This is a genomic window from Velazquezella soli (genome assembly GCF_977018685.1).
Genome location: NZ_CDRNXF010000005.1, coordinates 610,729 through 624,213, shown reverse-complemented (window position 1 = coordinate 624,213; position 13,485 = coordinate 610,729). Strand labels below are relative to the sequence as shown.

Genomic DNA, 13,485 nt, shown 5'->3' with positions numbered 1-13,485 from the left:
AATCGCAGCGCATGACGACTAGCCGTTATTTTTCGAATGTGGGTGGCCTGCCGCCCCAAACGGACCTTCTCAGCAGCAAGGCGGTGTTCACAACCGCCTATGCGGTCATTCCGCGTACTGTCATGAGCGACATCGTCACCAGCACGCTGCCGCATTGGGAGAATGCGCGCGCCTGGATCATTTCCCGGCCGCTCTCCGGTTTCGCAGAAACCTTTGCGCAATACATCATGGAAGTCGCGCCGCAGGGCGGTAGCGCTCGTCCCGAGCCCGACCCGCGCGCCTCGGCCGCCATCTTCGTCGTGGATGGCGAGATGACGATCGAGATGGATGGCCAGCAAAACCAGTTGCGGACCGGATCGTTTGCCTATTTGCCCGCAGGCTCGAAATGGCAGATCTGGAACCGCAGTGGCGCTCCGGTGCGGTTCCACTGGGTTCGCAAGGCGTTCCAGGTGGTCGATGGTCTGGACCTGCCACCGGCGATCTTTACCCATGAGGACGACTGCGTGCTCGACCCCATGCCCGATACGGACGGCAAATGGGCGACGACCCGCTTCATCGATCCCTCAGACATCCGCTATGACATGCACCTCAACATCGTCACCTTCGAGCCGGGTGCGGTGATCCCGTTCATGGAAACCCACATCATGGAACACGGGCTCTATGTTCTCGAAGGCAAGGCCGTCTACCGCCTGAACCAGGATTGGGTCGAGGTGGAAGCCGGCGACTATATGTGGCTGCGCTCCTACTGCCCGCAGGCCTGCTATGCCGGTGGTCCCGGTCGCTTCCGCTACCTGCTCTACAAAGACGTCAACCGGCATCCCGCACTGTAACGGGACCTGCCGAAGCCGTTGCTGCACACGGCTTCGGCAGATCTCCCACCGAAAAATTTATCAAATGGTCAAAAATTTATCAGCCGATAAAATATCTTCGAGGCGCCGTCTGGCAAGTCATTGAAACTTATGAGAGGCTACAACTGGCACGTAGCTTGCGTCCGTTCTGTTTATCGCATTGCCTGGAAATCCAGCATGGAAGGATCGGAATATGGAAGTCGGAGTCTTCATCCCAATCGGCAACAACGGTTGGCTGCTTTCGGAAAACGCACCGCAGTACAAGCCGTCGTTCGAGCTGAACAAGGAAATCACGCTCAAGGCCGAAAAATACGGGTTTGATTTCGCGCTGTCGATGATCAAGCTGCGCGGCTTCGGCGGCAAGACGGAATTCTGGGACTACAATCTGGAATCCTTCACGCTGATGGCGGGCCTTGCCGCCGTCACTTCCAAGATCAAGCTGTTCGGCACCGCCGCAACACTGATCATGCCACCGGCAATCGTTGCGCGCATGGCAACGACGATCGACAGCATCTCCGGCGGACGCTTCGGCATCAACCTGATCACCGGCTGGCAGCGCCCCGAATACAGCCAGATGGGGCTCTGGCCCGGCGACGACTATTTCGCCGATCGCTATGCCTATCTCGGCGAATACACCACCGTTCTGAAGGAACTGCTGACCACCGGTCAGTCGGATCTCAAGGGCAAGTACTTCCAGATGGACGACTGCCGCATGAAGCCGATCCCGGAAGGGGATGTGAAGGTGATCTGCGCAGGCTCATCCAATGCCGGCATGGCCTTCTCGGCGGAATATGCCGATTACAGCTTCTGCTTCGGCGTCGGCGTCAACACGCCGAAGGCCTTTGCGCCCACCAACGAACGCCTGCTGGCCGCGACGGAGAAGACGGGTCGCGATGTGCGCTCGTTCGTGCTGACCATGGTTCTTGCCGAAGAGAAATCCGAAGACGCCTGGGCCAAGTGGGAGCACTACAAGGCCGGTGCCGATCAGGACGCGATCAAGTGGCTCGGCCTTCAGAGCGCTGTTGATACCAAGTCCGGCTCCGACACAAATGTCCGCCACATGGCAAACCCGGTTTCGGCGGTCAACATCAACATGGGAACGATCATTGGCTCCTATGCCGAGGTTGCGGCGATGCTGGACGAGATGGCCGAAGTGCCGGGCACCGGCGGTGTCATGCTGACCTTCGACGATTTTCTCGAAGGCATCGAAAAGTTCGGACAATTCGTGCAGCCGCTGATGAAAAGCCGCCAGCACATCAAGATGGAACTGGAGGCTGCGGAATGACCGGTGTCGCAGGATATCAGGCACCAGCAAGCCGTCTGGAAAGCGTGACGCTTCCCGCACGACCGGAACCGATCTCGATGAAGCCATCGGAAACCGCCGTCGTCGTCGTCGACATGCAGAACGCCTATTCGACAGAAGGCGGCTATGTCGATCTTGCCGGCTTCGACATCGCCGGCGCCAAGGGCACGATCGCCAATATCAAGAAGACGCTGGATGCCGCCCGTGAGAACGGCGTGCAGGTGATCTATTTCCAGAATGGCTGGGACAAGGACTATGTGGAAGCCGGCGGTCCCGGGTCCCCCAACTGGCACAAGTCGAATGCGCTGAAGACCATGCGGGCGCGGCCGGAACTGCAGGGCCAGCTTCTTGCCAAGGGCACCTGGGATTACGCGATCGTTGACGAGTTGCAGCCGAAGCCTGGCGACATCCTCGTGCCGAAGACCCGCTACTCGGGCTTCTTCAACACCAATATGGACAGCGTGCTGCGCGCACGCGGCATCCGCAATCTCGTCTTTGTCGGCATTGCCACCAATGTCTGCGTCGAAAGCTCGCTGAGAGACGCGTTTCACCTCGAATATTTCGGCGTGATGCTGGAGGATGCCACGCATCACCTGGGGCCGGACTTCATTCAGCAGGCGACCGTCTACAACGTGGAGAAATTCTTCGGCTGGGTAGCGACCGTCAATGATTTCTGCGGTGCCATCAGTCAGGCCGCTCCCACCGATATGTGAATTTGAAAAACAAAGAGGAGAACGGAATGCCAAAGTCGATCATCGTTCCGGAAGGAACCCAGAAGCCGATCGCGCCCTATTCGCCGGGAACGCTGGCAGACGGCATTGTCTACGTCTCGGGGACTTTGCCCTTCGACAAGAACAACGACGTCGTCCATGTGGGCGATGCCGGAGCACAGACACGTCACGTCCTGGAGGTCATCAAATCCGTCATCGAGACCGCCGGCGGCACGATGGAGGATGTCACGATGAACCATATCTTCATCACCGACTGGGCAAATTACCAGGCCGTGAACAAGGTCTACGCGGAGTATTTCCCAGGCGACAAGCCCGCCAGGTATTGCGTGCAGTGCGGCCTGGTTAAGCCGGATGCTCTCGTCGAGATCGCCACCGTCGCCCATATCGGCAAGTAGCGGCATGGTTCATTACGACATTCACGGCGCGTCGGGAGAGGACGCGCCGACCATCATCCTGTCCTCCGGCCTCGGCGGCAGCGGCGCCTACTGGACGCCGCAGATCGAGGCGCTTTCCGAGCACTTCCGGGTGGTCACCTACGATCATTTCGGGACCGGCCGTTCACCCGGCGAGGTGCCCGAGCAAGGCGGCATCGCGGCCATGGCGGATGACGTCCTGGAGCTCGCGGAAGAGCTCGGCCTCACGACATTCAGCTTCATGGGCCATGCGCTTGGTGGTCTAATCGGGCTCGAAATCGCCGCACGACAGCCGGAGATGATCGACAGGCTTGTGCTGATCAATGCATGGGACAAGGCCGATCCGCATTCCGGCCGCTGTTTCGACGTGCGGATTGCGCTTCTCAAAAACTCCGGCGTCCCGGCCTTCGTGAAGGCGCAACCGCTGTTTCTTTATCCGGCCGTCTGGATGTCTGAAAACGCCGAACGCATGAATGCCGAGGAGGCGCATGCAGCGGCCCATTTTCAGGGCGAGCAGAACATCATGAGGCGCATTGCGGCTCTGAGAAGCTTCGACATCGGCGACCGGCTTGCCGAAATCACTCATCAGACCTTGCTGGTCGCCACGAAGGATGATCTCCTTGTGCCCTACACCCGCTCGGTACGGCTTTCGAACATGATGCCCCATGCCGAACTCGCTTTGCTGGATTTCGGCGCACATGCGGTGAATATCGTTGATGCACCGAAATTCAACAAACTCGTGGTAGATTTTCTAAGCCGGGTTTGATTTCATCTGTACGCTCGAGCTGAAAGTTTTGAGATAGCCATGTCCGTGAATGCATCTGCCCCTGCGCTCGACGTTAATCCAGAAGTCGTTGACGCACGGATGAACTTTCGAAACGCGATGTCGCGCCTCGGCGCCGCCGTTCATATCGTCACCACGGATGGACCGGGTGGCCGTGCCGGATTTGCCGCCACCGCAGTCTGCAGCGTTTCCGACAGTCCCCCGACGCTTCTCGTTTGCCTCAACCGAACCTCGAGCGCCTATTTGCCGCTTAAGGAAAACGGCGTCCTCTGCGTCAACGTCCTCTCGGCCGACCATGCAGACCTCAGCCAGCTTTTCGGGGGCAAGACGCCCGTCGATGAACGGTTTGCCGGAGCAACCTGGGCGCCGCTAACAACGGGCAGCCCGGCCCTCGAGGACGCTCTCGTCTGCTTCGATTGCCGCGTTGTGTCCGTTGCCGACGGTCACACGCATGACATCCTGATCTGCGAAGTGCTCACCACGGTGCAGCCAAAGGCTGGTCAGTCGCTTATCTATCTCGATCGAAAGTATCACGCGCTTTAGTGGGGAGTGACATTGGGGTTTGTTCAGACGAGCAATGCTCGGATGATCGCCCAAGGTCAAAGCGCATGGTCTGAACGTAAGGGCAGGAGTTCATGGGAAGCACAATGTGGTGCCTAGCAGCTGTCGCGGAAATCGCGATTGTCGTCGCGGCGGTCGTCTATACCGCGCGTGATCGTCGGAAGCAGCAGCGGAAAAGCCGCCGGAACGCGTACAGAAACGGCAACCGTTAAGACGTTTCTTCTGCGGTAGAAAATCGATGTTCACCGGCAGACTTTAAACCGATCCGGTCATCGAGATCTCCTGCGACCGACCGGGTTCCCGAGAATGCCGCGCGAATATGTCTCGGGGCCCCGTATGGTCAGCGTTCAAGCACTCTGATTCTCATGGATCGACGCTTTTCAGGTGAACGGCGAGGTTGTCCCGAATTGGAACGCACACCCACGTGCATGGTCCTTTTTGGTAAGCATCTGAGTGAATATCAACCACCTCATTCGCGTTGTTTTTCAACAAGTTCTGACATTGTTTCAGAATTAACTATCGCGCTACATATCAATTGAGTGATGGACGGCGAGGGCTATATCTCATCTTAGAAAGGTCCCCGCAAGCCGTGGTCTGACCTTCCAAACGAGGCAGATATGGGTAAGCCATCATTACATCCTGGCGACGTCTACGCGCAGGAAAGCACGATGGGCCACTGGCCCACGACGCTGCTTGGCGGTCTTCCCGTTGTCCGCTGCAGCATGGATGAGGCGGCGCAGGGTTTCATCGATGAAGCGCTCCTTCACCGGGGCAGCAGTGCCAAGCCGTTCTATTCCACCTCGGCAAACGGACAGGTGATCGCGATGTGCGCGAAGAAGGCCGACTTCCAGGAGTTGATGCTGGAAGCCGACCAGATCCACGCCGATGGCATGCCCATGATCATGTATTCCAGAATGTTTTCGTCGCATCCTGTAACTGAACGGATCGCGACGACCGATCTCGTGCATTCCGTGGCAGTCAAGGCAGAGCGGGCAGGTGTCAGTTTCTATTTTCTCGGCGGAACCGAAGAGGTCAACGCCAAGGCAGTCGCCGCGATGCGGACCAGGTATCCAAACCTCACATTCGCTGGGCGCAGAAACGGCTACTTCAAGCGTGGCGAAGAGGATGCGGTGATCGCCGACATCCAGGCAAGCAAGCCCGATATTCTATGGATCGGGTTGGGCTTTCCACTTGAGCAGGCCTTTGTCAGCCGGAACATCGACCGGTTGCGATCTGTCGGTGTGATCAAGACATCAGGCGGTCTGTTCGACTTCGTCTCGGGGAAAAACGCCCGCGCGCCGTTGTGGATGCAGCGGTACGGTTTGGAATGGGCCTACCGGATGTATAATGAGCCGCGCCGGCTGACGATGCGGTATCTGCTGTCAAACCCGGCTGCCATTCGAGCGCTGTTCACCCACTCGAATTGATCGGGTGCTGACTTCCGATAAAGGCAGGTCATTGATGCGCTCATTACGAGCCTCGCGTCACGCGACAGGTTTGTAGAAGCTGTCGACGATGCCGGCCGCGAACGACCATTTCGGGCGGATAATGCTTCCGTCGATCGCTTCCATGTAACCATTGCCATTCAACGTATGCAGCTTTCGGCCGGGCCAGTGCTTGCCGGGGCTTAAGTGCTTTACGATCTCCTGATCGAACCGTTCGTCATCCAGGCGCGTCACTTCGGCAATGCTCAAAGCTGCCCCATAGCCATTGCGGCAATCCTGCACGGGACGCAGCAGTTTGCCGTCGCGCCATATCATGTTGCCCGCGGGTCTCGCGGATCGGTCGTTGATGACAAGCGGGTTCACGGCGTGCGGTCGCCAGGGGCCGAGAAGCGTTTCCGCCGACCATAAGCACAGCGTATCGGAATAGCCGCCGATACCATCCCTTGTCACAGCAAACATCCAGAACTTTCCCGCGTGCTGGATGATCGTCGCATCGGCGGCCTCGATGCCGGAAACGAGTGTCGCGTGTTTTTCCCAGCCGAACGGAAAGCGCGTTGCCCTGTAGATGGAAATCTCGCCGCTGAGAGACGCCTCCGGAACCATCCAGATCTCACCATCCGCTTCGATGAGGAACGGATAAGACAGATGCCAGGACTCTTCCAGAACAGGGATGGCTGGGCCCGGCCGTCCTTGTTCGTCAAACTCGACGACGCTGATGATGCCCTTCTGGGTCTTCTGATCAAGATCCTCGAAGAAGAGATAGTCCTTGCCCTGCCAACGAAACGGAAACGGGTCTGCGTAAAAATGGTCGATTGGGTCCGCGAGAACCTCCCAGGGTGTCCCGCCGAGGTCGCGTCGTTGCCAAACGTCATTGTCAGAGGCGACCCGACGCCAGCCGATGCGCCAGTGGGGAGCGTGGCAGCATAGCCGATACGCAGCGCGGGCCGCGGCAGATGCCAGCATCTTGGCGCTACGAACAGTCACCGCTTTGCGGGTGATAGCGCGTGCGTGTGGCTGGGCCGTGTTGTCTGCAATACGCGGCGCACGCGGTTCTTCCGGCAAAGCCTTGATGAGAAGGATGGCTGTCCGTGACCAAACGGCTTCCATCGCGCCACCGATACCAACCGCAGCTTCGAGGGACGCAAAGCCATCGGCAACAATCCAGCGCTCGCCGGAAGGCAGGGTGCACTCAATCTCGATATGCGGTGTTCCCTCGAAAAACAGCGCCGAAGCGAGACTGAATTCACCGGCGTGGCCGTTGAACAACGGCCGATAGATCCGTGTCGATCGGGGGGATGCGCTCCGGTTCGATGTGAGGTCGATGACAATATCCGGAGCTGCGTTGTCTGACCGGGTTCGCCAGTCCGCCAGCGCATCCGGCTCAATACGGTCGCAGAGGCACGGCTGATGGCGTCGAAGCACCATCTTCTCAAGCTGCAAAAGGCTTTCGAGGGCAGGCTGCGCTGCCTGATCAGCCCCTTGGACCAATTGAAGGCGCACCGTGGTACCGGCGGCGCGCTGCTCAAGCCGACGGCAGAGCCACTGTATCCACACCGATGTGGACGAGCGCTCCGCCACAATCTCGATGTTCAGCGAAGCGACGGAGTTTGAAACGCTGTCCATCGTCATTTATTTCTGAAGCTGTCCGGACGCCTGCAACCTGTCTTCCGATGTTTTCGGCTGTCGCCGGATCAGGCGCCGGTAGCCGTCGACCATTGCATCGAGCGAGTGTTGTTCGCGCAGCCGCTGCCCGCACTCCGATAGCCTTTGCCGCAGAACGGGATCGGAAAGTACAGCGCGAACTGCTTTTGCAAATGACGCCGTATCGGTCGTATCGACGAAAAGGGCACAGGGCTCTCCCCTGACCTGCAAGACTTCTCGCATGACGGACAGGTCGGAACTCACAACCGGAATGCCGGCCTGAGCGGCTTCCACCGGCGCGAGACCGAACGTCTCTCCAGACGTCGGGAAAACGAAGACGTCGAGGCTTTTCAGGAAGGCGCCGATTTCGCTGGACGGCATTTCGCCTGCGAAATGAAGCCGATCCGAAACGCGGAGTTCTGCGCCGAGAGCTCGCAGTCGTGGTGCTTCCGGTCCCTGACCTGCCAGTGCCAGATGGACATCCGGCATGACCGGCAACAATCTGATGGCAAGATCAATTCGTTTGATGGCGTTGAGACGGGCAACGCTTCCGATGATCGGGACGTCGGCTGGAAGGCCGAATTTTGCCCGCGCTTCCTGCTGCGTCATCGAAACGGTTCTGTCGGCAAAGCCGTGCGGAACATAGGTCAGTCGACGCTTGTAGGATGCCGGGTGTCCTTGGTAGTCCAGCCACGTGGCCTTCGAATTTACAGTGATTTCGTCGTAGCAGCCGGCAATGCCAAGCACCTTATCGACAAGGGCGACCGGCCGGGAAATCGTCGCCTGTGGTGAGACGTGGTTGGCAATGATCAGTGGTACGCCGAGCAAGCGACCGACCGGAGCTGCGACAACATTGCCGAAATGCTGAAAGGTCAGCATCACGTCGGGCTTTATCGTGCGCACGAGCTGTGACAGACGACGAAGCATGGCAAGGTTCTGCGAAATCCCCTGCGGTCTCGGATCGGCCGCAAAATGCGCGTTTTCGAAGTGGTCGCAACCGCTGGTCTTGCGATAGAGGAACAGGTGATGCGCCTCGAATTCGGGCTGTCCGGAAATCGCTGGTTTCGACAGCTGTTCGGCGAGAAGGCGCGTGATCTCCTGAGCGCCCGCTGCTTCAGCTTGCGTCTGGATAAAGAGAAGACGTGTCGGACGTCGCTGCGCGCTCTCGGCCATAGGTTTTCCGGTTCACTCGTATAGTGACGATAAAGACAGGGAAAGCTCAAGAGAGGCTAAACACGATACTTAGCTTTCGAACGATACTGCGTATTACTGGGATTTTCTTGGAAGTCGTGCGGTGCGGACGTTTTGCGCGGCGCATGACCTCAACTCGACGTCTTGAACGCAGAAGAGCGGCTGGGAGCCCCTTTTTCAGCGTTGCTCTTGATGATGATCTTCGTGTACTCGCTGACCATCAGATTGAGAGAGTAACGTTCGGCGAGTTCGCGTCCCGATGCAGAGAGCCGGTCATACAGCGCCTTGTCTGCAAGCAGCAACTCGATGCAGCTGACGAATTTATCAGTGTTTTCGGCATCGACGAAGAGGGCACAGGCGGATCGCTCCACCTGCAGGACTTCGCGCAGCACCGGCAGATCGTTCGCGATGACAGGCACGCCTGCCTGCGCGGCCTCAACGGCTGCAAGCCCGAATGTCTCTGCGGCCGTCGGAAACGCGAAGACGTCGAGACACGCAAGGAAAGTCCCGATCTGCTCCGGGTTGACCTCTCCTGCGAAATGGACACGGTCTGAAACGCCAAGCGTATGGGCGAGAGCCTCGAGGCATTCTCTGTGTGGGCCTTGGCCGGCAATGGCCAGGTGCAGATTTGGCAAATGCGGCAGCGTTGAGATTGCCAGATCAATGCGCTTCAGAGGATGCAACCGGGCGACCGTTCCCATGATCGTCACATCCTTGGGCAGATCGAAACAGTCCCTTGCCTTCTCTTTCGATAACGACGTGGTTTTCTGCGCAAAGCCATGCGGAATATGGACCAGCCGTTTGCGGTAGCTTCGTGCATAGGACTGGAAGTGATTCCAGGTCGCATGGGAGTTGACGGTTATCACGTCATAGAAACCAAGTGTGCCGAGGATGCGATCGGCCAGGCCAACAAAGCGGTTCACGGTTGCTGGCGAGGACACCTGATTTGCGACGATATAGGGAATGCCCATTGCCCGCCCGACAAGTGCACCGAGCACATTGCCGTAGTGCTGAAAGGTCAACATCGTATCCGGCTTGATCTTGCGCACGATGGAGAAAAAATTCCGCGCGAAGGCGAGACATTCGCCAAGGCTTTCAGGCCTGCGGGGTGCTGCAAAATGGACATTGGGGAAGTGATCGCAGCCATCGGTCTTCCGGTACAGGAAAAGATGGTGCGTTTCGTATTCTGGCACGCCCGTCAGTTGCCTACGCGAAAGCTCCAGGCCGAGAAGCCGCGAGATCTCCTGCGCGCCCGCCAATTCCGCCTGAGTTTGCAGAAAAAGCACACGCCTCGGCTGCCTGGCTCGGTTGGACAATTTCAACTCCTAATTGGTGGGGTAATAGTAGATTGTTCGTCTAAACAATAGGCTAACAGCATCGTTTCCAACAGTAACGATGATTTGTGCGGGTATCGTAAACGTACTATTTCACTTCTCACGTTGATGCCGGCAAACGACCGCGATGAACTCGGACGCCGCCATGCAGATAGGCTGCGTCTGCTTTTTGAAGTCCTGGATAGTGCTGGTACACTTGTCGCCTGATCGAGAAGACAAGGATGAGAAAGATGAAGATCAGGAGAGACGTCGACCGACCGATTTCGTTCTCGACGAGGTTGTTGACGGTGTACATGTTGACGTAGGCAAACGACAGGCCGATGAACTTGTCTCTGACATTTCCGACCGATACGACGAGCAGAAGATAGGTCGCTGACAGTGCTGCGAGAAACAGCAGGAAGCCGGCGATGCCGCCTTCGATGATGAGCGTGATATAGCCGTTGTGGAAGTTGTCGAGCACCCAGCCATAGACGCTTTTGAAGCTCGTCAGGCGTTCCGGAGTCCAGAAGCTGTCAAGGCCGAAGCCGAAGATCTCGCGTCCCTGCAGTTCACGAAAGCCGTAGCTCCAGATCTTCATGCGGCTGTTGGTATCGACAGTGATGCCTGCAACGCCGATCTTGTCGGCATCGACCACGAACGTCGTCGAGACGAGATTGATGATCGGTATCGCGAACAGGAGACCGGTGAGCAGTGCTAGTCTCTGGAGGAGCTTTGGCAGTCTGGAAATCACAATCGATGCGACGCCCAGAACTGATATAAACTGGCCGCCGCGCGATCCTGCCATATAGACCGCGAGCAAGGCGATCCCGACCATTGCGATACGACCGACAAGCGCGCCCCATTGCGCGAGCGGCGTGACGCGTTGGCGCAGGGGAAGACCAACGCCCGCGATCAGCGCGTAGGCCGCATATGCTGCGAGCCCGTTCTTTTGCCCGGCAATGCCGCGCCACTTTCCCGCATGCTCCCAGCTGCTGTCGACACCGATCGAAGGGACCAGCAGCGCGACCAGAACGCAGACGACAACGAAGGTGGAGAGGGCCGCGAACATGACCCGCAGCGACTGTTCGAGCGTCAGCGTGTTGGCGATCGCAAGCGACGTCACCAGCGCGTTGAAGATCAGGATTGCCTTGATGTAGCTGTCGGCACTTTGCACGCCCCACACCGCGGAAAAACTGACATAGAGCAGGAACGCTGCAAGCAGGGTGCATTCTATGCCGGAGGGGATCCTGAGCCCCACCTTGATAAACGCCACCACGACGATCCAGCCGGAGAGCATCAGGAAGACGAGATAACGGGCCTGCTCCGTCCAGGAGGGCAGCTTCAGCTCTTCGGCCGGCACCCACATGGAAAGAAGCAGAAGCAGGAACATGGCCGGTGCGATATAGCGATGCGCCATTTCAAAATCCGCCTCGTATCCGTTAATCCAAATGCCTCAAAGTCCCTACTCCTGAAACCCTTAAACCGGCATTAAGCGGCGGGTCGTCGGCAAGGTTATCCGTTCGATCGGTCAGGCTTGGCTTAAAACAATCTTAAGCACAGGCTGTGATAAATGCGGTGGAATGAGAGAGCCGGTGCTCTGCCATTAGCCGTGAGACGTGAACCGAATGCAGCCTCCATATCCAGCTCGGTCGAACAGCTCCGCACCTGAAGGGCTGACAAACTACCTTCAGATCGATCTGGGGCGGCTGGCCTATTGGCTGCGCCAAAAATTCCGCTGGATCGTCGCAGCTGCCCTCATCGGATTGGTGCTTGCAGTTTCCTACACGGTCATTTCCAAGCCGCGTTATACGGTGACGAGTGAACTCGTCATCGATCCCGCCGGTCTGCAGATCGTGGGCGAAGAGACGGGTTCGCGCAACGACATGCGCGAAACGCTGCTCCTCAATGCCGACAGCAAGCTTCAAACCCTGCTGTCGCGCAACGTGCTTCTCCGGGTGATCGAAAAGCTAAATCTCACCAACGACATCGAATTCGTTCCAGCTGGCGGTTTTAGCCTGTTCAGCTTCGGTGGACCCGCGACGCCGGTCGATCCGAGAATCATCGCGCTGGAATCTCTCAACAAGAGACTTGCAGCTCAGCGGGATGAGAAATCCTTCGTGCTGTTCATGTCGGTCTGGACATGGGATGCCGAAAAATCCATTCGGATCTCGCAAGCGCTGATCGAGGAGTTCAAGGCCGAACTCAATGCCGGCGATGTTGACGGCGCCAAGAGAACGACAGACTCGCTTCTTGCACGGCTCACCGAGCTGAAGAAAGGTGTTATCGAGGCCGAAGAGGCCGTCGAAACATTTCGGCGCGAAAGCGGCCTTCGCTCTTCGCAAGGCGAGCTTTCCAGCAGCCGTTCCATGGTCCAGGTCGACACCCAGTTGCGCGAGGCTCGCGAACGTCTGATCGCCGCTGACTCGCGCTACAAGCAAATGCTTGCCGGTGGCAACGATTCCTTGGCGATGCAGTCCGCAACGCTTGCCGCGCTGCGGGCCCAGTATTCGACCCTCAAGCAGGAAGCCGACGAGCAGTTGCTGACGTTCGGTACAAGGCATCCGAGGAGGGCCGCGGTTCAGTCGCGGCTGCAGTCGCTCGACCAGGAAATCGCCCGGGAAATGTCCCGGCTCACGCTTGCTGCCCGCAACGAATACGATCAGGCAAAGGCCGTTGTCGAAAAGCTCGAAGGTGAATCGAAGACCGTTTCTACCAGTGTGTTCTCGGATAACGATGCGCAGGTGCGTCTGAGGGAATTGTCGCGAGAGGCATCTGCGAGAGCCGCAGTCTACGAAGCCTTTCTCGGACGGGCGCGAATGGCAGCCGAACGGCAACAGCTCGATACGACCAATCTCCGTGTAATCTCTGCTCCCATCGCTCCGAGAGAGCGGAGCTGGCCGCCGAGCATCGCGCAGGCGGCCGTTTTCGGCGCCGCAGTCGGACTGACATTGGGTGCACTCGGCGTGCTCGCTTTCGGCATCGCGATGGATGTCAATCATCCGCAACGGGGGCCGGAACACGCCCGCACCGAGACGCTGGACGAAGACTATCCGAAAGAGATCGAGCGCAAGCCTGCACCACGCACCGGTTCGTTGTTGTCAATGCTCCCGGACGAGCCATCGCCTGCGCCGCGCTCGTATCGGTGGAACCCGGACGCCTGATGGGTCGCAGTTCTGCCCGAGAGAATAGGGTGGATTTTAATGGTCGGCCTCACTCCATGTTAACCGATTTGGAAAGAACAAAGCCCGCGTTTAC

At 58.2% G+C, this 13,485-nt stretch carries 12 protein-coding genes; 8 read left to right on the top strand and 4 right to left on the bottom strand.

Annotation, left to right across the window (positions count from 1 at the left end; all coding sequences use genetic code 11):
* Window positions 1–11 precede the first annotated feature (11 nt).
* The 7 genes from AC0JZ8_RS23305 to AC0JZ8_RS23275 all read left to right on the top strand — a co-directional run bounded on the left by AC0JZ8_RS23305 (window position 12) and on the right by AC0JZ8_RS23275 (window position 6,067).
* Window positions 12–830, top strand: coding sequence for a bifunctional allantoicase/(S)-ureidoglycine aminohydrolase (locus AC0JZ8_RS23305; RefSeq protein ID WP_471893697.1), 819 nt, complete (start codon window positions 12–14; stop codon window positions 828–830).
* Between the two features lie 211 nt (window positions 831–1,041).
* A complete protein-coding gene (gene rutA / locus AC0JZ8_RS23300) occupies window positions 1,042–2,133 on the top strand; it encodes a pyrimidine utilization protein A (RefSeq protein ID WP_062458952.1) in 1,092 nt (363 codons plus the stop codon).
* Window positions 2,130–2,864 carry a pyrimidine utilization protein B gene (rutB, locus tag AC0JZ8_RS23295; protein WP_184655227.1) on the top strand — a complete coding sequence of 245 codons (735 nt, stop codon included), beginning with the start codon at window positions 2,130–2,132 and terminating at the stop codon, window positions 2,862–2,864. Before rutA ends, rutB begins: the two co-directional genes overlap by 4 nt.
* Before the next feature lie 26 nt (window positions 2,865–2,890).
* Window positions 2,891–3,277 (top strand): pyrimidine utilization protein C, encoded by a 387-nt coding sequence (rutC, locus tag AC0JZ8_RS23290; protein ID WP_062458958.1) that lies wholly within the window; start codon window positions 2,891–2,893, stop codon window positions 3,275–3,277.
* Between the two features lie 4 nt (window positions 3,278–3,281).
* Entirely contained in the window at window positions 3,282–4,061 is a 780-nt protein-coding gene (gene rutD, locus AC0JZ8_RS23285) for a pyrimidine utilization protein D (protein ID WP_471893696.1), read from the top strand.
* 39 nt (window positions 4,062–4,100) lie between these two features.
* A complete protein-coding gene (locus AC0JZ8_RS23280) occupies window positions 4,101–4,622 on the top strand; it encodes a flavin reductase (protein ID WP_092664216.1) in 522 nt (173 codons plus the stop codon).
* Window positions 4,623–5,308: 686 nt separating this feature from the next.
* Window positions 5,309–6,067: a WecB/TagA/CpsF family glycosyltransferase gene (locus AC0JZ8_RS23275; protein WP_174197889.1), complete on the top strand. Its 759-nt coding sequence runs from the start codon at window positions 5,309–5,311 to the stop codon at window positions 6,065–6,067.
* Window positions 6,068–6,124: 57 nt separating this feature from the next.
* On the opposite strand, the gene AC0JZ8_RS23270 is transcribed toward AC0JZ8_RS23275, so the two are convergent.
* The 4 genes from AC0JZ8_RS23270 to AC0JZ8_RS23255 all read right to left on the bottom strand — a co-directional run bounded on the left by AC0JZ8_RS23270 (window position 6,125) and on the right by AC0JZ8_RS23255 (window position 11,647).
* A complete protein-coding gene (locus AC0JZ8_RS23270) occupies window positions 6,125–7,708 on the bottom strand; it encodes a glucosamine inositolphosphorylceramide transferase family protein (protein ID WP_174197507.1) in 1,584 nt (527 codons plus the stop codon).
* Between the two features lie 6 nt (window positions 7,709–7,714).
* Complete coding sequence (locus AC0JZ8_RS23265) at window positions 7,715–8,899, bottom strand: glycosyltransferase family 4 protein (protein WP_471893695.1); 1,185 nt, start codon at window positions 8,897–8,899, stop codon at window positions 7,715–7,717.
* A 149-nt stretch (window positions 8,900–9,048) separates the two neighbouring features.
* Window positions 9,049–10,203 carry a glycosyltransferase family 4 protein gene (locus AC0JZ8_RS23260; protein ID WP_471893694.1) on the bottom strand — a complete coding sequence of 385 codons (1,155 nt, stop codon included), beginning with the start codon at window positions 10,201–10,203 and terminating at the stop codon, window positions 9,049–9,051.
* 148 nt (window positions 10,204–10,351) lie between these two features.
* Entirely contained in the window at window positions 10,352–11,647 is a 1,296-nt protein-coding gene (locus tag AC0JZ8_RS23255; protein WP_471893693.1) for an O-antigen ligase family protein, read from the bottom strand.
* Between the two features lie 208 nt (window positions 11,648–11,855).
* Between AC0JZ8_RS23255 and AC0JZ8_RS23250 the strand changes: the two genes are divergently transcribed.
* Entirely contained in the window at window positions 11,856–13,391 is a 1,536-nt protein-coding gene (locus AC0JZ8_RS23250) for a GumC family protein (RefSeq protein ID WP_471893692.1), read from the top strand.
* Window positions 13,392–13,485 lie beyond the last annotated feature (94 nt).

Coding starts and splice junctions, on each gene's coding strand:
- AC0JZ8_RS23305 (WP_471893697.1), top strand. CDS start 12: ATGACGACTAGCCGTTATTTTTCGAATGTGGGTGGCCTGCCGCCCCAA.
- rutA (WP_062458952.1), top strand. CDS start 1,042: ATGGAAGTCGGAGTCTTCATCCCAATCGGCAACAACGGTTGGCTGCTT.
- rutB (WP_184655227.1), top strand. CDS start 2,130: ATGACCGGTGTCGCAGGATATCAGGCACCAGCAAGCCGTCTGGAAAGC.
- rutC (WP_062458958.1), top strand. CDS start 2,891: ATGCCAAAGTCGATCATCGTTCCGGAAGGAACCCAGAAGCCGATCGCG.
- rutD (WP_471893696.1), top strand. CDS start 3,282: ATGGTTCATTACGACATTCACGGCGCGTCGGGAGAGGACGCGCCGACC.
- AC0JZ8_RS23280 (WP_092664216.1), top strand. CDS start 4,101: ATGTCCGTGAATGCATCTGCCCCTGCGCTCGACGTTAATCCAGAAGTC.
- AC0JZ8_RS23275 (WP_174197889.1), top strand. CDS start 5,309: ATGGGCCACTGGCCCACGACGCTGCTTGGCGGTCTTCCCGTTGTCCGC.
- AC0JZ8_RS23270 (WP_174197507.1), bottom strand. CDS start 7,708: ATGGACAGCGTTTCAAACTCCGTCGCTTCGCTGAACATCGAGATTGTG.
- AC0JZ8_RS23265 (WP_471893695.1), bottom strand. CDS start 8,899: ATGGCCGAGAGCGCGCAGCGACGTCCGACACGTCTTCTCTTTATCCAG.
- AC0JZ8_RS23255 (WP_471893693.1), bottom strand. CDS start 11,647: ATGGCGCATCGCTATATCGCACCGGCCATGTTCCTGCTTCTGCTTCTT.
- AC0JZ8_RS23250 (WP_471893692.1), top strand. CDS start 11,856: ATGCAGCCTCCATATCCAGCTCGGTCGAACAGCTCCGCACCTGAAGGG.